This is a genomic window from Paludisphaera soli (genome assembly GCF_011064595.1).
Lineage (GTDB): Bacteria > Planctomycetota > Planctomycetia > Isosphaerales > Isosphaeraceae > Paludisphaera > Paludisphaera soli.
In genome coordinates this window covers 190,845-217,617 of record NZ_JAALJI010000011.1, presented here as the reverse complement: position 1 = coordinate 217,617, position 26,773 = coordinate 190,845, and the positions used below count along the sequence as shown (strand labels likewise).

At 72.4% G+C, this 26,773-nt stretch carries 22 protein-coding genes; 10 read left to right on the top strand and 12 right to left on the bottom strand.

What is annotated here, in order from left to right; genetic code table 11:
* Both G6O68_RS32405 and G6O68_RS16090 read left to right on the top strand, forming a co-directional pair.
* Nucleotides 1–240 (top strand): hypothetical protein (locus G6O68_RS32405; protein ID WP_206108112.1); only part of this gene is annotated, 240 nt, incomplete at its 5' end.
* Between the two features lie 38 nt (nt 241–278).
* Nucleotides 279–959 (top strand): hypothetical protein, encoded by a 681-nt coding sequence (locus G6O68_RS16090; protein ID WP_165249590.1) that lies wholly within the window; start codon nt 279–281, stop codon nt 957–959.
* 43 nt (nt 960–1,002) lie between these two features.
* Here G6O68_RS16090 and G6O68_RS16085 read toward each other — a convergent pair whose 3' ends face one another.
* Complete coding sequence (locus G6O68_RS16085) at nt 1,003–1,893, bottom strand: ATP-grasp domain-containing protein (RefSeq protein ID WP_165249588.1); 891 nt, start codon at nt 1,891–1,893, stop codon at nt 1,003–1,005.
* 281 nt (nt 1,894–2,174) lie between these two features.
* On the opposite strand from G6O68_RS16085, the gene G6O68_RS16080 reads away from it, so the two are divergent.
* The gene (locus G6O68_RS16080; protein WP_165249586.1) at nt 2,175–2,312 is read left to right on the top strand and encodes a hypothetical protein; all 138 of its coding nucleotides are present in this window, start codon (nt 2,175–2,177) and stop codon (nt 2,310–2,312) included.
* Nucleotides 2,313–2,348: 36 nt separating this feature from the next.
* Nucleotides 2,349–2,546 carry a hypothetical protein gene (locus tag G6O68_RS16075; protein ID WP_165249584.1) on the top strand — a complete coding sequence of 66 codons (198 nt, stop codon included), beginning with the start codon at nt 2,349–2,351 and terminating at the stop codon, nt 2,544–2,546.
* Between the two features lie 63 nt (nt 2,547–2,609).
* On the opposite strand, the gene G6O68_RS16070 is transcribed toward G6O68_RS16075, so the two are convergent.
* The 3 genes from G6O68_RS16070 to G6O68_RS16060 are packed head-to-tail and all read right to left on the bottom strand — an operon-like array spanning nt 2,610 to nt 5,782.
* Nucleotides 2,610–3,674 carry a hypothetical protein gene (locus G6O68_RS16070; protein WP_165249582.1) on the bottom strand — a complete coding sequence of 355 codons (1,065 nt, stop codon included), beginning with the start codon at nt 3,672–3,674 and terminating at the stop codon, nt 2,610–2,612.
* Nucleotides 3,675–3,711: 37 nt separating this feature from the next.
* Nucleotides 3,712–5,199 carry a serine/threonine-protein kinase gene (locus tag G6O68_RS16065; RefSeq protein ID WP_165249580.1) on the bottom strand — a complete coding sequence of 496 codons (1,488 nt, stop codon included), beginning with the start codon at nt 5,197–5,199 and terminating at the stop codon, nt 3,712–3,714.
* Entirely contained in the window at nt 5,174–5,782 is a 609-nt protein-coding gene (locus tag G6O68_RS16060) for an RNA polymerase sigma factor (RefSeq protein WP_165249578.1), read from the bottom strand. The genes G6O68_RS16065 and G6O68_RS16060 overlap by 26 nt, the downstream gene beginning before the upstream one ends.
* 125 nt (nt 5,783–5,907) lie before the next feature.
* On the opposite strand from G6O68_RS16060, the gene G6O68_RS16055 reads away from it, so the two are divergent.
* Nucleotides 5,908–7,593 (top strand): tetratricopeptide repeat protein, encoded by a 1,686-nt coding sequence (locus tag G6O68_RS16055; protein ID WP_165249576.1) that lies wholly within the window; start codon nt 5,908–5,910, stop codon nt 7,591–7,593.
* Nucleotides 7,594–7,663: 70 nt separating this feature from the next.
* Here G6O68_RS16055 and G6O68_RS16050 read toward each other — a convergent pair whose 3' ends face one another.
* The 5 genes from G6O68_RS16050 to G6O68_RS16030 all read right to left on the bottom strand — a co-directional run bounded on the left by G6O68_RS16050 (nt 7,664) and on the right by G6O68_RS16030 (nt 12,661).
* Nucleotides 7,664–8,833 carry a ScyD/ScyE family protein gene (locus tag G6O68_RS16050; protein WP_165249574.1) on the bottom strand — a complete coding sequence of 390 codons (1,170 nt, stop codon included), beginning with the start codon at nt 8,831–8,833 and terminating at the stop codon, nt 7,664–7,666.
* 409 nt (nt 8,834–9,242) lie between these two features.
* Entirely contained in the window at nt 9,243–10,382 is a 1,140-nt protein-coding gene (locus G6O68_RS16045) for an FAD-dependent monooxygenase (RefSeq protein WP_165249572.1), read from the bottom strand.
* 16 nt (nt 10,383–10,398) lie between these two features.
* A complete protein-coding gene (locus tag G6O68_RS16040) occupies nt 10,399–11,148 on the bottom strand; it encodes a 3-keto-disaccharide hydrolase (protein WP_165249570.1) in 750 nt (249 codons plus the stop codon).
* 35 nt (nt 11,149–11,183) lie between these two features.
* Complete coding sequence (locus G6O68_RS16035) at nt 11,184–12,092, bottom strand: serine hydrolase (protein ID WP_165249568.1); 909 nt, start codon at nt 12,090–12,092, stop codon at nt 11,184–11,186.
* Nucleotides 12,093–12,343: 251 nt separating this feature from the next.
* Nucleotides 12,344–12,661, bottom strand: coding sequence for a hypothetical protein (locus tag G6O68_RS16030; protein ID WP_240911295.1), 318 nt, complete (start codon nt 12,659–12,661; stop codon nt 12,344–12,346).
* Nucleotides 12,662–12,799: 138 nt separating this feature from the next.
* Between G6O68_RS16030 and G6O68_RS16025 the strand changes: the two genes are divergently transcribed.
* The gene (locus G6O68_RS16025) at nt 12,800–13,039 is read left to right on the top strand and encodes a hypothetical protein (RefSeq protein ID WP_165249566.1); all 240 of its coding nucleotides are present in this window, start codon (nt 12,800–12,802) and stop codon (nt 13,037–13,039) included.
* A gap of 239 nt (nt 13,040–13,278) precedes the next feature.
* On the opposite strand, the gene G6O68_RS16020 is transcribed toward G6O68_RS16025, so the two are convergent.
* From G6O68_RS16020 to G6O68_RS16010, 3 genes are all read right to left on the bottom strand, one after another.
* Nucleotides 13,279–15,918: a M1 family aminopeptidase gene (locus tag G6O68_RS16020; RefSeq protein WP_165249564.1), complete on the bottom strand. Its 2,640-nt coding sequence runs from the start codon at nt 15,916–15,918 to the stop codon at nt 13,279–13,281.
* Between the two features lie 41 nt (nt 15,919–15,959).
* Nucleotides 15,960–16,628, bottom strand: coding sequence for a hypothetical protein (locus G6O68_RS16015; protein WP_165249562.1), 669 nt, complete (start codon nt 16,626–16,628; stop codon nt 15,960–15,962).
* A gap of 140 nt (nt 16,629–16,768) precedes the next feature.
* Entirely contained in the window at nt 16,769–17,452 is a 684-nt protein-coding gene (locus tag G6O68_RS16010) for a hypothetical protein (protein WP_165249560.1), read from the bottom strand.
* Nucleotides 17,453–17,627: 175 nt separating this feature from the next.
* On the opposite strand from G6O68_RS16010, the gene G6O68_RS16005 reads away from it, so the two are divergent.
* The 4 genes from G6O68_RS16005 to G6O68_RS33285 all read left to right on the top strand — a co-directional run bounded on the left by G6O68_RS16005 (nt 17,628) and on the right by G6O68_RS33285 (nt 26,744).
* Nucleotides 17,628–19,646, top strand: coding sequence for an NAD(+) synthase (locus G6O68_RS16005; RefSeq protein WP_165249558.1), 2,019 nt, complete (start codon nt 17,628–17,630; stop codon nt 19,644–19,646).
* A 220-nt stretch (nt 19,647–19,866) separates the two neighbouring features.
* Complete coding sequence (locus G6O68_RS16000) at nt 19,867–20,334, top strand: hypothetical protein (RefSeq protein WP_165249556.1); 468 nt, start codon at nt 19,867–19,869, stop codon at nt 20,332–20,334.
* 56 nt (nt 20,335–20,390) lie between these two features.
* Nucleotides 20,391–21,389 carry a DUF1559 domain-containing protein gene (locus G6O68_RS15995; RefSeq protein ID WP_165249554.1) on the top strand — a complete coding sequence of 333 codons (999 nt, stop codon included), beginning with the start codon at nt 20,391–20,393 and terminating at the stop codon, nt 21,387–21,389.
* A gap of 219 nt (nt 21,390–21,608) precedes the next feature.
* Nucleotides 21,609–26,744 carry a DUF1549 domain-containing protein gene (locus G6O68_RS33285; protein WP_165249552.1) on the top strand — a complete coding sequence of 1,712 codons (5,136 nt, stop codon included), beginning with the start codon at nt 21,609–21,611 and terminating at the stop codon, nt 26,742–26,744.
* The last annotated feature ends 29 nt before the right edge of the window (nt 26,745–26,773 follow it).

Here is a 26,773-nt window from a genome sequence, read left to right as displayed (position 1 = left end):
CCCCCGCGAGGGGGGAAGACCGTCATCGCCCACGCCCCCGGAGGGCGTCGTCGGCTCGTGCTCGCTGAGAGGCCCCGGATCCAGGCTGAGGCGAGGGCCGACCCCACGATCCGGAATCGTTGGCACTTCAGCGCGGTGGATCGGGCTGCGGAACGCAATCGCTTTGACGGGTGGGTCGTCTATGCCATGCTGATGAAGGCGGCGGGGCGGGAGCCCCCGCGTCGCCGACGCCGCCGTTGACGCGGCGACGCGATCCCGACTCCGACGGGGGGATAGGTGTGGAAGTTCCCGATGGCGGCGTCCCGCAAAAGCCCAAGGGAGTTCACCGGCTCGAGGGGCGAGGCCGCCTTGGGCGGAAGGTCGACGGGGCCTGGTTCGTGGACGTGGCGGACGTAGCGGCGTCGAACTCGCTGGCCTCGCACGCGAAGGTCCTGCTCTTGCTCTTCCTCGCGGCCTTGCGGGACCGGGCGAGCGAGATCGACCTCCACCCAGCCGAGGGGGAGGCCGGCGAGAGGGAATACCGGCTCTGGTCCGTGATCGACGGCGAGCATTACTACGCCTCGCTCCCGGTCCATCTCGCCCCTTTGTGGACCAAGGAGCTGAAACGCCTGGCGGGCCTGCGATCCTGGAACGCACGCCTCGCCGATCGTCTCCGCGCGGCCGCCGATCTGATCGGCGGCCGGCCGCCGGGACCGAGTTCGGTGGGGGCCCGCGTCGGGACGCCCGATTGGTCGGTCGAGGTCGCGGCGCGGTTCTATCGCGCGGCGGCGGATCGGATCGACGGCCGGCCGCCGGCGCCGAGCTCGGGGACGTTCCGCCTGGGGACGCCCGATTGGTCGATCGAGGTCGCGACGGCCTTCTATCCGATGAATGACGGCGATCGCTGCATCCTGACCTTCGCCCCGGCCGACGCCGCCCGGTCGGCCGAGGCTCGGGCGATCATGGACCGGCTTGGTTGATCGAGCGACGCCTGAGCGGATGCTCCTCGCGACCGATCGCCGCTCAACCCCCGAGGGCGACGAGGGCGTCGGCCAGCCGGTCGGCGGCGCCGGGGGCGTGGGCGAGGCCGAGGTAGGGCTCGTTGATCTCCAGCTCCATCAGGAGGAAGCGGCCGTCGCGGAGCACACCGTCGACCCGCGCGAAGAGGAGCGGGGAGGCGACGCACGCCAGCACCCTGGCCGCCTGCTCGACGAGCCCGGCGGGGGGCTCGGCCGGGCGGACCATGCCGCCGTAGCGGAACTGGACGCGGAAGTCCCCCTCGGCCGGGGCCTTGGTCAGGGCGTGGCTGAACGCGCCGCCGAGGAAGACCAGCGACCATTCGCCCCCCTCGGCGATCTCGGGCAGATAGGGCTGAATGAGCATGTCCCGATCCGCGAGCGCGTCGGCCAGCATCCGGCCCGACCGCTCGACGTTGAAGCACGCGGGGCCGGCGTCGACCGGGTCGTCCGAGACCTTCCAGGTGTTCGCCGCGCCGGCGGAGATCGCCGGCTTCACGACGGCCCGCGTCCAGCCCCGGCGGGCGAGGATTTCGCCGAGCGCGACCTTCTCCCCGGCCCTCGCCAGGACGGTCGGCACGATGGGGATCCCGTCGCGCTCCAGGTCCAGCAGGTAGCCCTTGTGGACGTTCGCGAGCACGGCCTCGGGCGGGTTCCAGAGCCGTCCCGGGGCGGCGCGGAATGTTTCGAGCCAGGCGCGGTAGGCCTCGGGATTCTCGTAGTACCACCAGGTCGAGCGGATCACGACCCGATCGAACCGCCCCCAGTCGACGGCCGGGTCGTCCCAGACGCGGGGCGCGACCTCCCAGCCCCGGCGGACCAGGGCGTCGGCGAACAGGCGGTCGTCCTCGTAGAGGCTGGGAAACTGGTCGCAGGTCGCGATCGCCGCGCTGGGCATGGGATCCCTCGATGGCCGGGCCTGGGGGCGCGGCTCCGATCGCCCCCGTCGTCCCAGTGTATCGCGAGTCGCGGCGGGGGGGCAGGTCGCGGCCGATGCCGGAGGTTCGATCGGTCGAAGACTCCGTGACGAACCCACGAACTCCAGTCCCGTCGTCGAGCCGGCGGGCTTGACGATTCACGCCGCGCCGGCCACATTGCCGGGCCTTCGGGGCCGGCGGGACATCGGCCGGGTCCGATCATCGTTCGGGCGAGGGTGCCTTGGACTGGGAGAAGCGGAGCGTGGACCAGACGTACGACGTGGATCGCGAGTTCCTCCGCTACGTCCGCCGCTACCTCGCCGAGATCTTCGACGAGGCCGAGAGGCGGCGGTTCGCGGACATCGAGATGATTCGCGGGATCCGAGCCTCGGAACCGTAGCACGGTCGGGAGTTCCGGGCGATCCACTGGTGGCGGGTGGCGGATCCGGGCCTCGATCGGCTCACGGATCGGGAGCTGGACGAGTTGGAGGCGAAGACCTGCCGCGACGCCGTCGCCCGCGTCGGGCCGGTGACGATCCGGCTCTGCGGGCGCTGCCGACGCATCCTGAAGACGCCGAAGGCCCGGCAGTGCTTCCATTGCGGGAACGACTGGCACGACGAGGCGGAGCCTTGATCGCGACGCCGGCGAGGGTGGCCCCTCGCCGGCGCGTCGACCTCCGCAACCGCCCCGCCGGCTTCACCAGCCGAGCCCCTCGGACTCGCTGAGGAGCTGGTTCAGCCGCTTCTGGACGATGTCGTCGCGGTTCTCCTGGCGCTTGTCGACCAGGGCCCGGAGCCGGGCGACCTTGGCTTCGAGGGCCTCGATCTCGTCGACGTAGCGGCGCTGGCGGGCGTCGAACTGCTGGCCGAGTTGGCCTCGGATCGATGCTTCCATCTGCCGGATCGCCGAGTCGGATTCGGGCGAGGCGGCGGCGCTGCGGACCTCGGCCAGCTTTCGGATGTAGCGGCGCGTGAGGGCCTCGCCATCCTCGGCCGGGGCCCCGGGGACGCGATCGCCGGGCGTGGGGAAGACGGGGTCAAGGTCGGTCGAAGGGCTGTCGTCGAGTTCGAACGGGCTGCGTTCGCCGGGCAGGCCGACGGCTCGCGTCGGCTCGGAGGGGCGAGCGACTCGGGCGGGGGCGGGCTGGCGGCGGAAGAACGGGTCCCTCGCCTCCTCGGCTAGCGGCGGGACGTCGGCGGGGATCGGCGCCTCGGCCGGTCGGGGCGCCCACCTCTCCGGACGTCTGACCGACGGGGTCGTGGCCGACCTTCGTCGCACTGTGGGTCGGCTTGGCGATTCGGGGTCTCCGCCTTCGACAGGCGCGAGCGACCCGCGGGCCGGCGTGCCGGTCGTCGGGGCCTCGCCCGGCTGCGGCAAGGGCTCGAGGGAGTCCGGGGCGTCGGCCGGAACCGCCGCGGGCTGCGGGGACGCCGGCTGGGCGTCGATCATCGGGGCCGGCAGCGTCGTGGGCCCGGGCAGCGGGTCCAGAGGGGTCGGGGGCTCCTCGGTCGTGGGCGGCAGGGGTACCGGCTGCGGAGCCGGCGCGTCGGCCGGCAAGGGGGAGGCCGCCGGAGCGGGGAGGGTCGGGGACGCGGGAGCCGCTTCGGGCGCCGCCTGGGCGAGCAGGGGGTGGGGAGCGTCGTCGAAGTCGACGTAGGCGGCGGCCGCCTTCGAGGCGTTCGCGAACCGGACCTGGGTCACGCCGAGCAGGCCCATCGCCCCGAGTGCGGCGGCGGATGCGGCGAGGTATCTCCGTTTCATGGCGGCGGCTCCAACATGCGAGGATCAGGGACGCGGGTCAGCGGGGCGGGGCGATCGAATGCTCGAAGGCGTCGAGGTCGCGATTCAGGTCGGCGATCTGGGCGGAGAGCTCGTCGGGGTCTTCCGAGGCCGGCCGCTCGCGTTGGGCGGCTTCGAGGCGGTCGGCCTCGTCGGACGCCTCGCGGAAGCGAGCCGGGAGGGCGTCGATCTCGGGCCAGGGGACCGGCGCGGGCGGGGCGGTCGCCATCTCGGAGACCTCGACGGAGGGCCCGTCGAACGTCATCGGGGGGACGGGCGGCGCGGGACGCGTCCCGACGTACACGCCGGCCGCGATCACCGTCAGCCCCGCCAGGGCGGCCAGCTCGCGGAGGAGCCGACGGCGGGCGCGGGCGTCCGGCGGGTCGGCCAGCTCGGGGGGGAGAGGCGCGGCCAGCGGCTGCTGGACGTGGGCCAGGCAGCGTTCGAGGAGGTCGGCCACCTCGTCGGCGGTGGCGAAGCGGTCGTCGGGGTCCTTGGCGAGCAGGCGGTCGATCAGGGTTTCGAGCCAGGCGGGGACCTCGGGGTTGATGGCGCGGAGCGGGCGCTGGCGGTCGTCGCAGACGCGGCGGAGCACGCCCAGCGGGGTCTCGGCGCGGAACGGCGGGTGGCCGGCGGCGGCGGCGTAGAGGGTGCTCCCCAGGCTGAACAGGTCGGCCCGGTGGTCCACGGCCGAGCCCGACGCCTGCTCGGGCGCCATGTAGTGCGGCGTGCCGGCGATGACCCCGCTGCGGGTGAGCGCGGCGTCGGCCACCACGCGGGCCAGGCCGAAGTCGGTCAGCCGGACCCGCTCCACGCCGTCTTCCAGCAGGATGTTCGCCGGCTTGACGTCGCGGTGGACGATCCCCTGGGCGTGGGCCGCGGCCAGCCCGGCGGCGGTCTGGCGGCCGATGCGGAGGATCTCCGCCAAGCCGAGCGGGCCGAAGCGGTCGATCCGCTCCTGGAGCGAGCGGCCGGGGACGTACTCCATCACCAGGAACGGCAGCCCGGCGGACTCGACGACGGCGAAGACCGAGACCACATGTTCATGCACCACCGCCGCCGCGGCGCGGGCCTCGCGGAGGAACCGGCGCCGCGAGGCCCCGCACGTCGCCAGCGGGGCCGAGAGGACCTTGATCGCCACGTTCCGCCCCAGGGCCGGGTCGTGCGCCTTCAGGACCACGCCCATCCCGCCCCGGCCGAGCACCCCCTTCACCTCGTACGTCCCCAGCCGGCCGAGCGAGTCGGGCCAGTCGGTCGGCGCGAGGAAGTCGAGCGGCTCGGGGCCGGCGAGTTCGGTCTCGGGGTCGTCGAAGTCCTCGTCGCCCGCCGGCCCGAGCTTGGCGGCGGCCAGGCAGTCGTCGACTCGGACGATCCGGTCGAGTTCGTCGCGGCACGACGCACAGGCGTCCAGGTGCCGCTCCAGGGCGGCGATCTCGGCGGGGGCCAGGCGGTCCCAGTCGATCGACCGGAGCCGGGCCGGGTCACACGCGTTCGGGGTCGTGTTCATCACGCAGCTCCTCGATCTTGCGACGGACCTTCGCCAGCGTCCGGCTCCTCGCGATGTAGACGGCGCCCACGGTGGTCCCCAGCTCGGCGGCGACGTCGGCGGGGCTCCGGCCCTCGATCGCGGTCTGTTCGAAGGCCCGCCAGGCCGAGGGGGTGGACTCGCGCCGGACCTCGTCGGCCGCCCATCGGAACAGGCGACGTTGGTACTCACGCTCGAAGAGGGCGGTGGCCGACGGGTCGTCGGACGGCCGGGCCTCCAGCAGCTCGATCATGCCGGTCGTCCCCGTCCCGCGCGGCTGGTGGCGGCCCCGCGTCAGGAAGTTGACCAGCAGGTTGCGGGCGATCCGCGAGAGCCAGCCCCGGAAGCTGCCGCGGTCCGGGTCCCAGCGGTCCACCGCGCCGGCGACGGCGCGGAAGACCTCCTGGCAGACGTCCCGCGCGTCGGCGTCCTGCAGCCCCTTGCGACGCGCCAGTCGCAGCACCAGCGGCTCGTAGAGCGTCACGAATTCGTGCCACGCCCGCGAATCCTCCGGCTCCCTCAGCCTGACGATCAGCGACCGCCGCGTCTCGGGCGACTCGTCCATGCTCGGTCCTCCCGACCTACTCTACACAGGCCGGCGCGAACCCTTTCACGGATTTCGCCTCCACAGGTAGGCTGGAGGCGGGGCCGCGCGGGCGGCCCCGAGAAGCCGGGCCCGGGGGGACGCGCATGAATGAGGAATCGGACGCCGTCGAGGGGATGAATCCGGCCGCCGAGGCGATCGTCCGGCTGGTGCAAGAGGCCAGGGCCTGCTGGGAACGCCGGGCCTGGGGCGACTCGGCGGGGCCGCTCGCCGAGGCCCTGCGGCTGGCCGAGGCGGAGGCCGGGCCGGACTCGCCTTTGACGGCCTGGGTGCTCCGCCACACCGCCTGGCTGGCGACGACGACGGGATGCCACGCCGACTCGGTGGCCGAATACCGCCGCGCCCTGGCGATCTACGAGGCGACGTCCGGGCCCGAGCATCCCGACGTCGTCTCCACGTGGATCCAGCTGGCGGAGGCCCTGTTCTCCCTGGGGAGGTCGGCCGATCGGGCGCTCGAACCGGCGGGGGACCAGGAGGCGGACGAGCTGGCCCTGCGGGCGGTCGCGGCCTTCGACGCGGCGGGTCGCGAGGACCTGGAGCTGGCGCAATGCCTCGACGAGGCGGGCTGGCGTCGCTACTTCATCGGCCGATACGACGACGCCGAGCCCCTCCTGGCCCGCGCCCTCGACCTCTTCGAGCGGCTCGCCGGCGCGGCCGACCCGAGGACGGCCCGGGCCGCGCAGAGGCTCGGCATGGCCTACGAGCACGGGAGGCTCGAAGTCGACGCCGCCCCTTGCTATCGCAAGGCCCTGGCCGGCTGCGAGGAGCGGCTCCACGACGCCCATCCCGACGTCCTCGACGCCCGCGCCCGGCTGGCGAAGTATCTGGGGAAGACCGGCCGCGGCGAGGAGTCGGCCTTCCACTTCGACCGTCTCGTCGCAACCTTGCTCGACGACGCGGCCGAGGTCGACTGGTGTGCGCATCGCTGGTATCTGGGGGGATGCGGCCAGTATCTCCGCGACGCAGGGCGCCTTGAAGAGCTGGAGGAGTTGGAGCGCCGGGCCGCCGACTACGACGTGATGGTGGCGATCCACCGCGAGGGGCTCGACGACGCGGAGGCTCAGTACGGGACGGGATCGGTCGAGTACGCGACGGCCCTCGGGGAGCTGGCGAACAGCCTGGCCGACGCGGGGAAAGGCGACGAGGCCTTCGAGGCGGCCGATCGCGCGCGGGCGATCCTCGTCGCTCGCCTCGGCCCCGACGACCCGGCCGTCGCCGGGGCCGAGGAACGCGTGGAAACGGTGCGCAAGGCGGCCGAGTTCCACGCCGGTCGCCCTCGCCGGAGTCGGCGGCTCGGCCGCGAGGAGCCGACGCTGTTCGGGCCTCTGTCCACCCCCTGGGCCGACGAGCGCCGGGGAGATTTGATCCGCGCTTACCTGGACGCCCTCGCCCCCACGGATGAAGACGAGGAGGGCGACGAGGTCGCGGACCCCACGGGCGCCCTCGGGGCCGTGACGATGCTGACGTTCATGGCGGACGCCGACGAGCAGTGGGGTTTCCTCCGCGAGCTGATCGCCGCCGCGCCCGACGACGCGGGGGTCCTCCAGGCCGTCGCCGCCGGGCCGCTGGAAGGCCTCCTCGGGCGGTTCGACGGGGAGGTGATCGACCGCGTGGAGGCCGAGGCGGCGCGTGACCCGAAGTTCCGCCGGGTCGTCAGCGGCGTCTGGCAGCACGGCATGTCGGACGTCGTCTGGGAACGCGTCCGCGCGATCCAGAAGACCGTCGCCGATCCGCTCCCGGAGATGCGGCCGTTCGAGGACTCGGGCGACTGAGGGCGTCGGCGTGCGAGACGGAGAAAGCCCCCGGCGCGTGGTCGCGCCGGGGGCCCTTCCCCTCACGCGATCAGCGACCGCGGCGGGTGTAGCCGACCAGGCCGGCGAGGCCGAGGCCGAGCAGGACGACGGTCGAGGGCTCGGGGACGGCGGCGATCCGCAGGACCTGCCCCTGGCCCGGAGCGGTGCCCATGTTGGTGACGTAGATCGCGCCGTCCGGGCCGAAGGCGACCGACGTCGGGAAGACCAGGCCGTCGCGGGCGATCACGGTCCGCTCGCCGGTCGCCGGGTCGATCCGGGTCAGCAGCCCCGGCACGGGGCCGTCGGGCGAGGCCAGGCCGTTGGCCGAGAGCTGCAGCGCGTACAGGGCTCCGTCCGGGCCGAAGGCCAGGTCCATCAGGTTCGTGAAGCCGTCGTGGGCGAGGGTCAGCAGGCCGGTCACCGGGTCGAGGCGATAGATGTTCGCGGCGCCCGGGGGGAACGGGCCGCCCGTCAGCTCGCCGAAGTAGATCCCCCCGTCGGGGCCCAGGACCGCCCCGGTGGGGACCGCCTGGTAGACCGGCGGGCCGAACGGCAGCGGGTTGTCGCGCGGCGGCAGGACCGCCAGCGTGGAGACGACCCCCTGGTCGGTCACGCGGACGACGGCGTTCGCGCCGGCGTCCGTGACCACGAAGCTGCCGTCGGGGAGCGCCACCACGCCGAACGGGTTGGTGTCGAGGAGCCCCCCGTCCGGGTTCTGCGACTCCTCGTAATCGGCGAGGTTCGCGATCGTCGTCAGGGGGCCGCCGTCGAGGGGGATCCGGACGAGCAGGCCGAAGCCGTCGCCGGCCGATCCCAGCTGGGAGCGAAGGGTCGGGTCGGCGCCGAGGCCGATGACGCCGTACAGTTCGCCCTTGCTGTTGAAGGACAGGTCCTGCAGCCCGGTCGCCCCGCCGCCGCCGGCGGGCGCGAGCGAGGGGAGGCCGGTCGTGATCCGCTCCTGCACCCCGTTACGCAGCCGGCTGATCGCGCCGGTGGCGCCGTAGGAGACCGTCTGGCCGTCGCCCGAGGGGATGCTGGGGCCGTCGCCCCCGCGGCCGGCCTCAGCGACGTAGAGGCTGCCGTCAGGGCCCCAGGCGAGGCCTCGCGGATTATCCAGGCCGCTCATCACCACCGTGGTCGTATAGCCCGCCAGGGCGGCCCCCGGCGCGAGCGCGAGGCCGACGATTCCGACGAAAAGGCTCAATCCTAGACGCATCATGCAATCCATCTCCTTGGAACATCCTGCGAACAAATCCTCAGACCGACCGCACCGGCGCGAGTGAGAAGGGCGGATCGCGTCTCGCGGCCGTCCGTCCCCGTCGTTTCCTCGTCGCCCGCGGCCGGGCGCGCCGGCGATCCCCCTTCGCACCGGGGGCGTCGCGCGGTCGCGGCGAGTCGCCGGGAGGCCCGGCGTCGGGCGAGCGACTCTACAGCAAGATCGCCGTATCCGCATCAACCCAGCGAGGCGAGCGTGGTCGCTTCGGGCCGCAAGCATTGGCGAGACTTCATGATCCGCGACGGACTTTCCTGGCGGAATTGGCTCCGCTCGGGAAGCCCGGCGAGCGCCGCCCTCCCCAGGTGATCCGAAGATGGCCGATCGGAACGCGCCGCGGGCCGGGTCGGTCCATTCAGGTGGGCTCGATCATCCAGGCGAGCTGCTCGGCCTGCTTGCGGGCGACGAAGCGGGAGCGGAGGAGGGCCTCGCGGAGCTTGCAGGCGAGGGGGTTGGACCACTGGGCGATCGTCCCGGCCTGGTGGGACGCGCGGACGATCCGCGAGGCGCGGGGGATACGCCGGGATTCGTAGGAGCGGAGGGCGGCGGGGACCTCGGCGGGGCCGACCTGGGCGAGCGCGTCGGCCAGGGCGACGGCGTCCTCGATCGCCTGGCAGGCGCCCTGCCCCATGTCCGGGGTCATGGGGTGGGCCGCGTCGCCCAGGAGCGCGACGCGGCCGTCGGACCAACGCCGGAGGGGCGGGCGGTCGTACACGTCGTTGCGGAGGATGGCGGACTCGTCGGTCGCTCGGATCAGGTCGGCGATCGGTTCGTGCCAGCCGTCGAACAGGTCCAGGAGCCCCCGCTTGCGGCCCCGGGGCGGGTCTCCGCCGCCTTCGGGGACGGTCTGCGTGGCGTACCAGTAGGCCCGGCCGCCGGTCATCCCCCACTGGCCGAACCGGCGGCCCCGGCCCCAGGTCTCGCCGGGGACGAGGCGCGACGGGTCGAACTCGACGACGGCGCGCCAGGCGGTGTAGCCGCCGTAGCGCGGCGGCTCCGCGCCGAAGAGCGCGGCGCGAACCGTGGAACGGAGGCCGTCGGCGCCGAGGAGGACGTCCCCGCGCGCCTCGCGGCCGTCGGCGAACCGGGCCGTCACGCCGTCCGCGTCCTGCTCGAAGCCGACGAGCCGCGCGTCGGTGCGGACCGAGTCGCGGCCGAGGGCGTCGATCAGCACGCCGAGCAGCTCGGCGCGGTGGAGCAGGAGGATGACCCCCTCGCGCGAGGTGTCGATCGGCCCGGCCTTCATGTCCAGCAGGATCGAGCCGTCGGGCGCGCGGAAAGCTCCCGTCTGCCCCTCGACGCCCAGGCCTTTCAGCGCGGCCGAGACGCCCAGGCGGTCGAGGGCCGCCAGGGCGTTCCGCCAGAGCGAGATCCCCGCGCCGACCTCGTCGAGCCTCGTCGCGCGTTCGAAGACCTCCACGTCCCAGCCGACGCGCCGCAGGCCGATCGCCGAGGCCAGCCCGCCGATACCGCCGCCGATGACGAGGGCCTTCATCGGGTCGTCTCGCGGCTCACGGCAGGTTGCGGATGCGGAGGTTGCGGAACTCGATCGGCGCGCCTTCAGCTTCGAGGCAGAGGAAGCCTTCGGACGGGTTGCACTCGGCGCCGCCGGAGACTTCCTCGCCGTTGACCCAGAGGCGGACCTCGCCGTTGACGCCGCGGATGTAGTAGTGGTTCCACTCGTTGAGCCCGCGCGAGCGGTTCTTGGTGGGGAAGCTGCGCGAGCCGTCGGGGGAGATCGGGGGGAACGGCTTCATCTTCGACGAGCCGACGGGGAAGACGTCGCCGTGGGTGGTGAACCAGTCGGGCTTCTTGCCGGTGCTGAGCTGGTACTGCTCGGCGTAGCCGTGGTCGAGGATCTGGACCTCGATGCCCCCCGGCGGCAGGTGGCCGGGCTTCAGGCCGGTCAGGACCTTCTCGGGCGCCCAGACGAAGACGCCCGAGTTGCCGCCCGACTTCAGGTGCCGCCACTCGACCACCAGTTCGAAGTTCTTGACCTTGTCCTTGGTGCGGATCACGCCGACGGGCATGCCGGTGCCGTGGATCTCGGCCTGGTCGTCCAGGAACTTCCAGGTGTCGGGCTCGTCGTTGACGTGCGTGAAGTCGGCCTCCTTGAGCGGCCGCCAGCCGGGGCCGTCGCCGACGACCAGTTGGCCGGCCGGGGGCGCGGGGGCGACGTTCGGCTCCTCGGCCGTCGCCGGGCCCGTCAGGGCCGCCAGGATCGCCGGGGCGCAGAGCGTAACGAAGCGAGTCTTGAACATCGGTGGATCTCCTGAGGTGGCGGGGAGTGCGTCGTTCAGCGGACGACGTGTTCGTAGGCGGCGCGGGCGACGTCGGCGACGAGCTTCCGCGAGGCGTCCTCGGCCTCGATCCCCCGGGTCATGACGACGAGGACGAACGGCTTGCGGCCCTCCGGCTCGACGATCCCGGCGTCGTGGTAGACCTTCGCGAACGAGCCCGTCTTGTGGGCCACGACGGTCCCTTCCGGCAGGCCGGCGGGGATGCCGTCGTTGAACTTCTGGGCGCGGAGGACTTCGAGCATGGCGTCCGACGCCGATCTGGAGACGGCCGTGCCCTCGGCCAGCCGCGTCAGGATGGTCATGGTCCCGCGCGCCGTGCCGACGTTGTTCCGGCCCAGGGCGACGGCCTTGTCGTCCTCGACGCCGCGGAGGACCTTCAGGTCCCCGGCGCCCAGCTCCTTCATGAAGGCGGTGACGGCCTCGCCCGTGAGCTTCTCGACGAGGATGTTGGTGGCGAGGTTGCTGCTCTCGGTGATCATCAGGAAGACCAGCTCGCGGATCGTGGCCTTGCCGCCGACCCGCTTGTAGAGCGTGGTCTCGGAGTCGTCGGCGACGTCGAGCGCGTAGTGGCTGCCGTCGACGATGCTGGCGAACGTGTTCTTGACCTCGATCTCGTCGTCCAGGCCGAGTCCGCCGGCCTCGGCCCGGCGGTAGACCTCCATCATGACCGGCACCTTCATCGTGCTGGCCGGGTGGATCGGCTCGTCGGCGCGGATGAGCACGGTCTCGCCGGTCGCCAGGTCGTGCAGCGCGACCTCGACGACGGCCTCGGGGCCGTGGGGCGCGACCAGGGCCACGACCTTCTCTTCGAACGATTCGGCGCGGGCGGGGGCGGGGAGGCAGGCGGAGGCGAGCGGGAGGGCGATTGCGAGGGCGAGGCGGGCGACGAACGGGCGTCTCGTCATCGGCGGGCGATCCCCGGGGGCCTGTGGGACGGAGGATTCCAAGGGCCCCGAGTCTAGCCGCTGGCCGCCGGTCGATCTACAGGCCGGGCCTGGCGACGGCCGCGAACGGATGCGTCCGAGGCCGTCGACGTCCGGCCTTCCCCCTGTCGGGTGAAGGCCGTTCCCGGACGACGAGCCCATGGTCCGAGCGAGAGCCGGGTCGTCGCCGAGCGTGCCCGAAGGCCGCCTCCGGGATCGGCCCGCGCGACGCCTCAGGGCTCCGGCTCGCCCTCGGCGCGGGTCCAGGGCCGGCCCACGTCCGGGCGGCGGGCGTGCCAGCCGACGGGGAGGTCGGCCAGGTCGGCGAGCGTCGGGTCGAGCTGCAGGGCCTCGCCCAGGAGCACGACCTCGCCGTCCTCCTCGAAGACGTGCTCGCCGTCGAGGAACTGCCAGCCGTCGTCGTCGCGGGCGACGAGCAGGATGGGCGACTCGCCGCGGACGATCCGGTCGAGCGTCACGGCCTCGTCGTCGGGAGGCTCGGCGAAGGGCCAGGCGGCGGCGGAGTCTTGTCCTTCGGGCGGCGTGCTCATCGGGGCGTCTCCTCTCCCGCGTCGGCCGGGCCTGTCGCGGACTTGAGGGAATTTCGACTTGGCGAGAATCGCGATCCCGCTATTCTAGCCGGCCGGGGCGGCGGGAAGTCCGCCCTTTCCCCCAAGGAGGAGATCGGGATGACGCCCCTGTACCGCACGGCCGCGTTGGTGATCGCGCTCGCCCTGGCCTCGGGCTGCACGGGCTCGAGGCGCTTCCAGCCCCGGACGGGCGACGTCCGGCTGCCGTCGGCCCCCGTCCTCGAGCCCAGCCCGGCCGTCGTCGACCCGGACAAGGCCGGCACCGTCGGCTCGCCGGCCCCCGCGCCGGAGCGCCGGGATTTCCCCGCCACGCCCACGCTCTCGCCGTTCGGCGAGTGAGCCTGAGCGCGACGGAGAGGGACTCCGCACGGAACGCCGCTGGCTTGTGACCGTCGGCATGTTCGGATCGGGGTGCCACGGGTTCCTCGAACCCGTGGATCGGCGTCGGACGGGTCCCGAGCCGGCGCCGAGATCCCGAGCCGGTCCACGGGTTCGAGGAACCCGTGGCACCCAGGAAACCACCGTCCCGTCTCGGTGGTGTTGAGCGGGGAGCGTCGACGGAGGCCCCCCGCCCGGGCTCAGCCGGCCTTGCGCTCCTCGACCTTCTTGCGAAGCTCGCGGAGCTGACGCTCCAACTCGTCCACCTGCTTCTGGATCTCGGCCCAGGGCTCGGCCGTCGGGGCCTGGGCCTTGGCGGGCTCGGCCGCGGGCTTCGCGGGGGCGGCCGCCGGGGCGGGCTCCTTGAGCGCCTTCACGGCCGCTTCCAGCATGTTGCGGGCGCCCGCGTTGAAGCCGAAGTCCTCGGTCTTCAACCGCTCCTCCAGGATCGGCAGGGCCTTCTGGATGCGATGCGTGCGGATCAGGCCCCAGGCGCGGGTGCGAATGCCGCGATCGGCGTCTTCCGCGAGCGGGACGATGAGGTCCTGGAGCGAGGCGTCGTCCTTGGCGAGCGACTCCAACGCCTGGAGAGCGGCGTAGCGGAGCCGCGCCGGGCGACCCGACGCGACGTAGGCGGCGGCCACCTCGCGGGCCCGGGCGCCGGGCTGGTCGAGCACCAGGCCGAGGGCCGTCGCGGCCAGGACGTGCTTGCCGACGTCCTGCCCCAGGGCCGCGTCCACCAGCTTGTCGGCGTCGGCGACCTTCCACGCCACCAGCCCCCGAAGGGCCGCGCGACGGGCCCCGTAGGAGGCCTCGGGGTCCTCCCAGACCTTGCGCAGCAGGGCCTCCGAGTTGTCGTCGCGCGGCAGCGCGGCCAGGCCGGCGACGGCCGCCGTGCGGACGCGGGCCTCGGGCGAAGCGGCGGCCGCGACCAGCGTCGCGCGGGACGCCTCGTCCCCCTTCGGCAGAGCCTCCAGCATCCTCACCGCCGCCGTCGGGCGCTTCTCCCTCGCCCACGCGGCGGCGAGCGCCGGCTTGATCTCGGGATGGTCGGCGACCTTCTTGGAAAGCGCCTCGGCGGCGTCGAGCCGGGCCAGGACGTTGGGGCCGTGCTCCAGCAGGAACAGATCCTCGGCCACGGGCCGCTCGAACTGCATCTGCTTCGGGAGCCAGCCCTTCGGGTCCAGTAGCACGGCCTTCGGCTCGGCGTCGACGGGGATGACGAACTCGTGGGTCGGGCCGTCGATCACGACGGGGACGGTCTTCGACTTCCCGGGGGCCGCGACGATCTCGACGGTCGTCGGCAGGCGGAACATCGGCGTCTGCTCGTCGAGCTTCTGGAGCTGCTCCACCTTGAGCCGGACGCTCGCGTCCTCGGGCTCGTACCGCCACGAGGCCTTCAGCTCGGGGTGGCCGGCCTTGTAGACCCACTGGTCGAAGAACCAGCCCAGGTCCTTGCCCGTCGCGGACTCGAACGCCTTGCGGAGGTCGTCGGACTCCACGTTGCGGAACTTATTCGCGGCCACGTACTGCTTGATGCCCTTCCACCAGGCCTCGTCGCCCACCGTCCCGCGCAGGGCGTGCAGGACGCAGGCCCCCTTGGCGTAGGACATCCCGTCGAACATCTGCGTCGGGTTCTCATATCGGGGCTCGACGATCGGCCGGCGGTACATGGAGTCGGCGCCGTAGTAGCCGCGCTGCTCGGAACGCATCTGGAGGAGGAACTCGTCCTCGCCCAGCTCGTGCTCGGCGAAGAGGGGGTCGAAGTAGGAGGCGAAGCCCTCGTTGAGCCAGAGGTGCGACCAGTCCTTGCAGGTCATCAGGTCGCCGAACCACTGGTGGGCCAGCTCGTGCGCGACGAGGCCGTCCATGTCGCGCTCCTGGGCCTCGATCCGGTCCAGCAGGGCGTCGTCGGTCATCGACGTGGCCGAGGTGTTCTCCATCCCGCCGTTGAACTCGGGGAGGCAGACCTGCGCGTATTTGGGGTACGGGTAGGGCTGGCCGGTGACCTCGTTGAAGAAGGCGATCATCTTCGGGGTCTTGCCCATGAACCGCCGGGCCGTCTCCTCGTCCACGTTCTTGAGGACGTAGTACTCGACCGGCAGGTCGCCGACCAAGTCGCGGAAGGCGTTGAACTCCGAGGCCGCCACGGTGATCAGGTAGCTGGAGTGGGGCTGCTCCATCTTCCAGTGGAACGTGCGGGTGCCGTCGGGGTTCTCCTTCGTCTCGGCGAGCGCGCCGTTGGAGACGACCGAGTAGGGCTTGGCGACCGTGATCACCATCTCGGTCGTCGCCTGGTCGTTCGGCGAGTCGTAGCAGGGGAGCCAGTAGCGGGTCTCCTCGGCCTCGCCCTGGGTCCAGACGGCGCGGGGGCGGTCGGGGTTGGCGGCGTCGGGGGGGATGAAGTGCAGGCCCTGGTCGGGCTGGCCCAAGTACGCGATGGTCACGAGGAGGTCCTCGCCGGCCGGCTTCGGCGGGTCGAGCGTGATCGCCAGCGTCTCGCCCTTGTGCTCGAAAGGCAATTCGACGGCCGCCGCGCCGAGCGTGACGCGCTCGACCTTGAGCTTGGGCCCGCAGTCGAACTCCAGCTTCGCCAGCGGCGCATGCAGCGGGGCGACGGTGTGCGCGACCGTCCCGGCCACGGTCCCCTTCTCCAGGTCGAGCTTCAAGTCGGCCTTGATGTGCTTGACGTCGTAGGAGCGGATCCGCTCGGTCTTCCGGGGCACCCCCGGCTTGGCGAACGGCTTGCGGGCCTGCCCCACCGGCGCCTGGGCGAACGCCGCGCCGGCGAGGGTGATGAGGAAGGCCGTCAGGATCGAGAGTCTCTTGATGTGCAGCATGAATCCTTCCGAATGAGAGCTTCAGGAGTACGGCCGAGGCTTCAATAAAAAGATGCGGTGAGCGTGTAGTCATGGGCGAAGGCCCAGGCCACCCAACCCGCTCCGAGCAGGAGGCCCGTCAGATCCAGCCACCCGGAGGGCCGTCGCCCCCGTCCGGACAGGGCCAGGACCGCCCATGCGGCGACGACCACGACCGCGATCTTCTGCGAGGTCGTGAAGAGGACGAGCCAGGGGAGCGGACGGGGCCACGCCGCGTAAGGCTCGATGATCAGGCCGACGGCGATCTCCCAAGGCGAGCGCCCGGACCATTGGCCGCGTCCGTATTGCGTCACGATCGACTCCGCGAGGATGCTGAACGTCTGGAAGCCGAGCGCCGCGACGGCCGCCAGAGTCGCGGCGCCGCCGTAAGTCCGTGTCGCGCGCCTCAGGCCTCGCCGACCTCCGGCCGCAAGCGACACGGCGAGCAAGAACGTCCAGAATGTCAGCTCGGCGGCGATCAGGTAGAGAGCATCCGCCGGATCTTCTCCCCACGCGAAGTTCGGGTCCTTGATCAAGTTCTTGAGCACCGGCACCAGGGCGTACGCCAGCGCGACCGCCACGACCAGGGACATCAGATGGCCGAGGCCGAACGACCACCCCCCCCGCGGTCGTCGCCGGGCCTTCGAGCCGGCGACGGGCGGGGAGGGGGCAGCCTCGGATTCTGGCGGCATGGTCGTCCCTCCACGCGATCGATGAAGCGAGGTTCCGGCACTTCGCTCGTGTTGATGCCCGTGACGAGATCGCTTGAAGTGACGCATCAATCCTTCCGAACGGAAACTTCAGGAATACGGCCGAGGCCGTCGGCGCCGCGTCAGAACTGGATCTCAAACGAGTGGAAGTAGTGGCGGGATCCCATCGCGACCGCCAGGAAGCCGTTCAGGGCGTGGAACGCGACCCAGGCCAGCCCGAAGGCGAAGGAGGACCACTCCAGCCACCCCTTGGGCCTGCGCCCGGCCCCGGTGAGGGCCAGGATCGCCCAGACGGCGAGGATGGCGCAGCCGGCGTTCGACGCCCCCTGGATCAGCTGCTGGGCGACCGGGCTGTAATAGGAGCCGGCCGCCGGGAAGATCAGGCGGGCGAGGCCGACGCGGGACGTCGGCGGATAGAGCCCAGCCGACGCGTAAAGCTGCTGCCGGACGGCCTCGGCCCCCAGGCAACGGACCGTCAGCCAGGCGGCGGACAGGGCGATGGCGACGACCGCCGCCGTCCCGTACGATCGCGCGGCGTCCCGGCGACGGTCCGCGGGGCCGGCCAGGAGGAGCGCCGCGATCACGGGCGACCAGAAATAGGCGGTGAGGACCAGGCACGCCACGGGCCGGATCGTCGATCGCGGCACGGCGTTGTCGAGATAGGGAACCAGGGGCCAGGCGGCGACCGTCACGGCCGCCGCCGCGACCAGGAAGGTCAGGTGGAGGATCGAGGGGCCTCGGGGTCGGGCCGCGACGGGCCCCGGCGCGGCGGTCCCCGCGATCGAAGTCGACGGCTCGGGCTGCATGGCCTGGACTCCGGGTCGTCGGTGAGGGTGGACGCCCGGGGCCGGCGGGGAGGCGCGGCGGGAGGCCCGGGATCGGGTTCGGCGCCCCGGTTGCATTGATGCCGGGGTCGTCCTGTTTTACTCTCGGTGGGACGGATTGGTCAATCGGCTGCTCGAGCGCTGCGATGGGGATGACATGAACGCTTTCGGCCTGCTCCGCGTCGCCTGCGCGTCGCTCAAGACCTCGGTGGGGGACCCGGCGGCCAACGCCCGCGAGGTCGTCGGCGTGCTGGCGAAGACGGAGGCGTGCGACGTCGTCCTCTTCCCCGAGCTTTGCCTCACCGGCTACACCTGCGCCGACCTCTTCTACCAGCCGACCCTGCTGGACGCCGCGCTCGACGCGCTGAAGACGGTCGTCGAGGCCAACGCGGGCAAGCCGCGCGTGGTGGTGGTCGGGCTGCCGCTGGGCGTGGGGCCGCATCTTTATAATTGCGCGGCGGTCATCGACGGCCGGGGCGTGCGCGGGGTCGTCCCCAAGCAGCACCTGCCGAACTACAAGGAGTTCTACGAGCGCCGCTGGTTCCGCCCCGCGAAGGGGGAGGAGCCGGCCGAGGTGGACATCCTGGGCCGCTCGACGCCGTTCGGGATCGACCTGCTCTTCCCCGTCGAGGGCGCCGGGGCGGCGGGCCGCGACGCGGTGATCGGCGTCGAGATCTGCGAGGACCTCTGGATCCCCATCCCCCCGAGCGCCTCGCAGGCGCTGGCGGGGGCGACGCTCCTGCTGAATCCCTCGGCCGGCAACGAGACGATCGGCAAGAGCGCGTACCGCACCGACCTGGTCGTCGGCCAGTCCGGGCGCTGCGTGGCCGCCTACGCCTACGCCGGGGCCGGGCCGACCGAGTCGACGACCGACCTGGTGTTCGGCGGCCACTGCCTGATCGCCGAGAACGGCGGGCTGATGGCGGAGTCCCGACGCGTGGGGGACGGTAAGCCCGTCGAGCGCGGGTCGTACTGGATCGAGCGCGACGTGGACGTCGCCCGGCTGACGTTTTTGCGCCGCTCCGAGGCGACGTTCGAATCCCCCGTCGGCCCGATCCGGCCGTTCCGCCGCGTGCCCGTCGGCCTCGCCTCGTCCGAGCGCGACGACCTGAAGCGGTACGTCGCCGCCGCGCCGTTCGTCCCCACCGCCGGCCCCGAGCTGAACCGCCGCTGCGCCGAGATCTTCGAGATCCAGGTCGCCGGCCTGGCCAAGCGGATGGAGCGGATGCCCGAGGCCTCGACGTTCCACCTGGGCGTCTCGGGCGGGCTGGACTCCACCCTCGCGCTTTTGGTCGCGGTCAAGACGCTCGACCTGCTGGGCCGGGACCGCAAGCTCCTGCGCGGGCTGACCATGCCCGGCTTCGGCACCACCAGCCGGACCCGCACCAACGCGATCGACCTGATGGACCACCTGGGCGTCTCGTCCGAGACCATCGACATCGCCCCCCTCGCCCTGCAGACCTTCCAGGAGCTGGGCCACGCGCCATTCGGGATCGACGCCAAGGGGATGGACGTGGAAACCCTCCGCGCGGCCCTGCTCGACGTGCCCGAGGACAGGCGCAAGGACCTCGTCTTCGAGAACGTCCAGGCGCGGCTGCGGACGTTCCTCCTGATGTCGCGGGGGTTCGTGATCGGCACCGGCGACCTCTCGGAGATGGCGCTCGGCTGGTCGACGTACAACGCCGATCACATGAGCATGTACAACCCGAACTGCTCGATCCCCAAGACGCTCGTCCGGTTCCTGGTCAGCTACGCCGCGATGCACGAGTTCCCCGAGGGGCCCACGCGCGACACCCTGAACTCGATCGCCGAGACCACCATCTCGCCCGAGCTGCTCCCCCCCTCAAAGCGCGGGGAGATCCTCCAGTCGACCGAGGACGCCCTGGGCCCGTACGAGTTGCACGACTTCTTCCTGTACCACGTCGTCCGACTCGGCTACCCGCCCGAGAAGGTCCTCTTCCTGGCCCGGTTCGCCGAATTCTCGAAGCCCTACCCGCCCGAGCTGGTCGCGAAGACCCTCAAGACGTTCCTGAGCCGGTTCTTCGCCCAGCAGTACAAGCGGTCGTGCGTCCCCGACGGCCCGAAGGTCGGCACCGTCAGCCTCTCCCCCCGGGGCGACTGGCGGATGCCCAGCGACGCCGACGCCGCCGCCTGGCTGCGCTGGGCCCAGGGCTGAGCGTCCCTCCGGCCGGGGCGATCGGATCGTCGGGCCTGCCGATCCTCCCCCGATCTTCCGTCCGCCTTCACGCCCCCTTCACGCTCTACCCCTAATCTCTTCGGGGTCGACGCCCCCGGAGCGATCCCGGAGGCCCCGCCGGCCGAGCCCCCGGGCCGTCGGGGGCCGTTGCGCCCGCGGGTCGGGCCGGGCGTCCCGGAGGGGGCGAGGGCCTGATGCTTTGCGATATCCGAGATGCGAGACGCGGCGAGCGGCCGCCTGGCTGGCCGTCGCCCTGCTGGCGGGCGGCGGTTGCGGCGGCGGGGACGGCCTGCCGCGCGAGGCGGTGTCGGGCAAGGTGACGTTCGGGGGCAAGCCCCTGGACCGCGGCGCGATCCAGTTCCTGCCCAGGCAGGCCGGCCAGGAGGGGGGGGCCTGGGCCCCGGTGGTCGACGGGGCGTATTCCATCGCCGCCGCCGACGGCCCGATCGCCGGCGAGTATGCGGTCTCGATCACCTCGGCGCCCGGGGAAGGCGAGGCGTCCGGGGCCCTCCCCGGCGACGACTCCGCCGAGGTCGGGGCGGACGTCGTCCCCGAGGACTACAACGTCAGGACCACCCTCAAGGCCAACGTCGAGCCGGGCAAGCCCAACGCCTTCGACTTCGAGCTGACCCGCAGGCCCGCCCCCCGCAAGGGCCGACGCTCCTGAGCGCCGCCGGCCCCCTCCCCCGATCCCTCCCACCGACCCCCGAGGACGACCCTCCGATGCCCCGATCGAAGCGACGCGGATTCACCCTGATCGAGCTGCTGGTAGTGATCGCGATCATCGCCGTGCTGATCGCGCTCCTACTGCCGGCCGTGCAGTCGGCCCGCGAGGCCGCCCGGCGCATGCAGTGCGCCAACAACCTCAAGCAGATCGGCCTGGGGATGGCGAACTACGAGAGCACCTACGGCAGCCTGCCGGCCGGCGTCAAGGGATGCTGCTGGGGGACCTGGATCGTCTTCGTCCTGCCGGCGATGGAGCAGACGTCCGCCTTCAACGGATGGAACTTCAACGGCGACAACTCCGCCAACGGCGCGGCGACCGGCGCGGGGTCGACGGCCCTCCGCTACGGCGGGGCGGCCAACACGACGATCTCGCGGACACTGTTCAGCGTCTACCTCTGCCCCAGCGACGAGGCGGCCAAGCCGCTCCAGGAGATCCCGTCGTTCAACTACGCCGCGAACTTCGGCAACACGACCTTCTACCAGGTGCCGACCATCGGCTCGGGCGTGGACGAGGTCCGGTTCCAGAAGGCGCCGTTCTCCGACATGTGGCCCCCGACGGCGGTCAACGGCGGCCCGAAGGGCTACACGCTGGAGCAGCACGGCACGGTGAACCTCTCGGCGATCACCGACGGCACCAGCAACACGCTGCTCGTCTCGGAGATCGTCCAGGGCAAGCGGCCGGGCGACCTCCGGGGCTTCGTCCACTGGGGCTACGCCGCCGCGTTCGAGACCAACCTCGCCCCGAACAGCCGCCTCCCGGACGTCCTCTGGTCCACCTACTGCAACCCCAGCAACCTCGGCGGGGCCCCGCCCTGCATCATCCAGCCCCTGGCGCGGAACACCGTGCTGGGATCGCGCAGCCGACACCCGGGGGGCGTCAACGGCGTCTTCGCCGACGGCCACGTCCAGTTCGTCAAGGACTCCATCAGCCTCCCCGTCTGGCGCGGGCTCGGCTCCGTCGCCGGCGGAGAGATCCTCAGCACCGACGCCTTCTAAGCGTCCGCCCCGACCCGACTCCCCCCGGATCCCCTTCGCGGCGCCGCACCGGCCACGGGCGGTGCCGCTCCCATTTCCGCGGACGCCCGGCGCGACAATTCGCCCATCCATCCAATTCTCATTCCACCGCCGACGTCCACTCATTGCGTCCGCCCCCCGGACCGTTTAACATTTGCCGAATGCATCTGATCGAGTCCCGACATCGGGGAGCATGCGCTGATGGGTCGAACGACGTGCGATGACGGTCGGCCGCGACGCGGTTGGTTCTGGCTGGGGAGTTCGGCGGCGGGCCTCGCGTTGATCGCGGGGACGGCGGCCGGCGAGGAGCCGGCGGCGCCGGCGAAGGTCAGCTACGACAAGCAGGTGCGGCCGATCCTGCAGGCCCGCTGCCAGGGCTGCCACCAGCCGGCGAAGGCCGGCGGCGCCTACGTGATGACCTCGTTCGACCGCCTGCTCAAGGGGGGCGAGGCCGAAGGGGCCGCCGTCGAGCCCGGCAAGCCCGAGGAGAGCCCGCTCGTCGAGCAAATCACGATCCATGACGGCAAGGCCGCGATGCCGCGCGACGCGGCGCCGCTGGCCCCGGCCGAGATCGAGACCATCACCGCCTGGATCGCCCAGGGCGCCGTCGACGACACGCCGGTCGGCGCCGGCTCGAAGATCGACGCCGAGCACCCGCCCGAGTACACCCGCCCGCCGGTCGTCCCCTCGCTGGCGTTCTCCCCCGACGGCTCGCTCCTGGCCGTCGCCGGGTTCCACGAGATCCTGCTGTGGAAGGCCGACGGCTCCGAGCTGGTCGCCCGCCTCGTCGGCCTCTCCGAGCGCGTCGACTCCCTCGCCTTCTCGCCCGACGGCGCGAAGCTGGCCGCCGCCGGCGGCGACCCGGCCCGCCGCGGCGAGATCCAGGTCTGGGACGTCGCCAAGCGCAAGCTGACCCTGTCGGCCTCGGTCTCGTTCGACGTCGTCTTCGGCGCGAGCTGGTCGCCCGACGGGACCAAGATCGCCTTCGGCTGCACCGACAACTCGGTCCGCGCGATCGACGCGAAGACCGGCGAGCAGGTGCTGTTCATGGGCTCGCACAGCGACTGGGCGCTGGACACGGTCTTCTCGGCCGACGGCTCGCACCTGGTCTCGGTCGGCCGCGACATGTCGGCCAAGCTGACCGAGGTCGCCGAGCAGCGGTTCGTGGACAACGTGACCTCGATCACGCCCGGCGCCCTCAAGGGGGGCCTGGGCGCGCTGGCGAGGCACCCCAAGCGGGACGAGATCGTCGTCGGCGGGTCCGACGGCCAGCCCAAGGTCTACCGGATCTTCCGCCAGACCGTCCGCGTCATCGGCGACGACTCGAACCTGATGCGCGAGATGCCCTCGCTGGCCGGCCGCGTGATGGGGGTGGCCGTGAGCCCCGACGGCCTGCGGATCGCCGCCGGCGGCAGCCTCGACGGCGCGACCGGCGAGGTCGCCGTCTATTCCTACGAGTTCGGCGACGAGTACCCCGAGGAGCTGAAGAAGATCCAGGCCAAGGTGGCCACCTCGCGCTCCGCCGAGGAGAACGCGGCCGTGGCGGCCTACCACAAGGAAGGCGTGAAGGAGATCTCCCGGTTCAAGATCCCGACCGGCGGCGTCTACGCGGTCGATTTCCGCCCCGACCGCCAGGTCCTGGCGGCGGCCGGCGGCGACGGCCTGGTACGGCTGATCGACCCGGAGACCGGCTCGCTCGTCAAGGAGTTCACCCCGGTCCCGATCGCCGGCTCGGCCGAGGGGAACCTCGCCGCCGCGGCCGCGACCGCCGGCCTGGCCCTCCCCGAGGAGCCCGCGGCGACCGAGACCCTCGCCGCCGGCGCGGTCGTCGCGAGCCTGGAGGTCGAGCCCCGCGAGGTCGTCCTCGGCTCCCCCGCCGCCTACGCCCAGCTCGTCGCCACCGCGACCCTCGCCTCGGGCGAGACCGTCGACGCCACCCGGATGGTCGACGTGAAGATCGAGGGCGACGCCGTCGAGATCTCGCGAGGCGGGCTGGCGAAGCCCCGGGCCGACGGCGCCGCGAAGGTCGTCCTGACGCTCGGCGGCAAGTCGGTCGAGGTCGCGGCGAAGGTCGAGGGCTTCGGCGCGCCGATGCACCCGGACTTCATCCGCGACGTCAACCCGGTCCTCTCCCGCCTGGGCTGCAACCAGGGGACCTGCCACGGCTCGGCCCAGGGCAAGAACGGCTTCAAGCTGTCGCTGCGGGGGTATGACCCGCTGTTCGACGTGACCGCCTTCACCGACGACAACGCCGGCCGCCGCGTCAACCTGGCCTCGCCCGAGGACAGCCTGATGCTCGACAAGCCGACGGGCGTGGTCCCCCACGCGGGCGGGCTGCTGATGAAGCCCGGCGACGCCTACTATGAGGTCGTCCGCTCCTGGATCGCCCGGGGGGCGAAGCTCGACCGCGACGCGGCCAAGGTCGCGAAGATCGAGGTCTTCCCCGCCAACCCGATCGTCCAGCTCCCCGGCGCCCTCCAGCAGATCCGGGTCGTCGCCACCTTCCACGACGGCGTCACGCGGGACGTCACCCGCGAGGCCTTCCTGGAGAGCGGCGACACCGAGGTCGCCGCGACCAAGGCCCACGGCCTGGTCTCGGCCATCCGCCGCGGCGAGGCCCCGATCCTCGTCCGCTACGAGGGGGCCTACGCCTCCACCACGCTGACCGTCATGGGCGACCGCACCGGCTTCGCCTGGGCCCAGCCCCCCAGCTACGGCCCGATCGACGAGCTGGTCGCCGCCAAGTGGGAGCGGCTCAAGATCCAGCCCTCGGACCTCTGCACCGACGCCGAGTTCCTGCGCCGGGTCTCGCTCGACCTGACCGGACTGCCGCCGACCGCCGAGGAGGTCCGCGCGTTCCTCGCCGACCCGACCGAGTCGAAGGCCAAGCGCGAGGCGCTCGTCGACCGCCTGATCGGCTCGCCGGCGTTCGTGGACTACTGGACGAACAAGTGGGCCGACCTGCTCCAGGTGAACCGCAAGTTCCTGGGTGTGGAGGGCGCCGCCGCCTTCCGCGACTGGATCCGCGCCCAGGTGGCCGCCGACGCCCCGTACGACGAGTTCGCCCGCCAGATCCTGACCGCGGCCGGCTCGAACAAGGACAACCCCGCCGCCTCGTACTACAAGATCCTCCGCGATCCCGAGGCGACGATGGAGAACACCACCCAGCTCTTCCTGGGGGTCCGGTTCAACTGCAACAAGTGCCACGACCACCCGTTCGAGAAGTGGACCCAGGACCAGTACTACCAGACGGCCGCCTTCTTCGCTCAGGTAGACCTCCAGCCCGACCCGGCGGCCGGCGGCAAGACCGTCGGCGGCAGCGCCGTGGAGACCCCCCGGCCGCTGTACGAGGTGGTGTCCGACTCCGCGAAGACCGAGGTCGTCCACGACCGGACCAAGCAGCCGACGCCGCCGAAGTTCCCGTTCGAGTGCGAGCACCCGTCGGCCGGCGACGGCGCGACGCGGCGGGCGGAGCTGGCCTCGTGGATCACCTCGGCCGACAACCCGTACTTCGCCCGGGGCTACGTCAACCGGCTCTGGGGCTACCTGTTCGGCGTCGGCCTGGTCGAGCCGCTCGACGACGTCCGCGCCGGCAACCCGCCCACCAACCCCGAGCTGCTCGACCACCTGACGGCCGAGTTCGTGGCGGGGGGCTTCCGGGTCCGCAACATCCTGCGGAAGATCTGCACCTCGCGGACGTATCAGCTGTCGGTCGAGGCCAACCCGTTCAACGCCGACGACAAGACCAACTTCTCGCACGCCGTCGCGCGTCGGCTGCCGGCCGAGGTGCTGTACGACGCGGTGAACCTGGCGACCGGCTCGATCTCGAGGATCCCGGGGGTGCCGCCGGGCACGCGGGCCTCGGCCCTGCCGGACTCGGGCGTGGAGCTGCCCAGCGGCTTCCTCTCGGCGTTCGGCCGCCCCGTCCGCGAGAGCGCCTGCGAGTGCGAGCGGTCCAGCGGCCTGCAGCTCGGCCCCGTCATGGCGCTGGTCAGCGGGCCGACCCTGGCCGACGCCCTGGCCGACCCGGAGAACGCCCTGACGAAGCTCACGGCCGCCCAGAACGACGACGCGAAGCTCGTCGACGACCTGTTCGTCCGCATCCTGAACCGGCCGGCGACGCCCGACGAGGTCGCCGCCGCCCGCGCCGCGTTCCAGGAGGTCGACGAGGACCACAAGCGGCTCGCCGAGACGCTCGGGAAGAAGGAGGCGGAGTTCGCCGCCGACCGGCCCCGGATCGAGCGCGAGCGGCTCGCGGCCCTGGCCGCCGCCGAGGCCGAGCTGGCCGCCTTCGACGCCGACCAGGCTCCCAAGATCGCCCAGAAGGATAAGGAACGGGCCGAGAAGGCCGCCGCGATCGAGGCCGACCTGAAGGCCTACGAGGGGCAGCTCGCCGCCAAGGTCGCCGAGTGGGAGAAGGCCAACGCCGCGTCGGTCGTCGACCCCTGGGTCGCCATCGACGCCAAGGCGACGGCCGCCTCCAACGGCGCGACCTTGACGAAGGAGGCCGACGGCTCGATCGTCGTCTCCGGCCCGAACAAGAACGGCGAGGTGACGATCACGGCCGAGACCGACCTGGAAGGCGTGGTCGCCGTCCGGCTCGAAGCCCTGACCGACCCCAAGCAGCCCAACAACGGCCCCGGCCGCGCGACCGACGGCAACTTCGTCCTGAGCGAGTTCCAGCTTTCGGCCGCCCCCAAGGCGACGCCCGACCAGGCGAAGCCGATCGGCCTGCACGCCGCCCTCGCCGACTTCAGCCAGGGCGAGTTCGACGTCGCCAAGGCCGTCGACGGCAACCTCGACGACCAGCGCGGGTGGGCCGTCTCCCCCCGCACGGGCCTGCTCCACTGGGCCACCTTCCAGACCAAGGAGCCCGTCGGCGGCCCCGGCGGGACCGTCCTGACCTTCAAGCTGCACCATCGGTTCCAGGACGTCTGGACCCTCGGCCGGTTCCGGATCTCGGTCGCCCGGCGGGCCGACGTCGGCCTGGGCCTCCCCGAGCCGCTCCGCGCCGTGCTGGCCACGGCCCCCGACGTCCGCACGCCGGCCCAGACGGCGCTGCTGATGGGCTACCACAGGGCGATGGACCAGGGCTGGCTCGACCGCCAGGCCGCCCTGGCCGCCGCGAAGGCCCCCCTGGCCGCCGACCCGGCGCGGGCCGCGATCGTCGCCAAGGTCGAGGCCGCCCGCAAGCCCGCGAACCCGCCGGCCGCGCTCGTCCAGCTCCGCAAGGACCTCGACATGAGCGTCCAGCAGGCCGCCGCCCGCCGCCTCACCGCGGCGCAGGACGTCGCCTGGGCCCTCATCAACAGCCCGGAGTTCTTGTTCAACCACTGAGTCGGCGTCGATCCCCCGGCGAGGTCGAT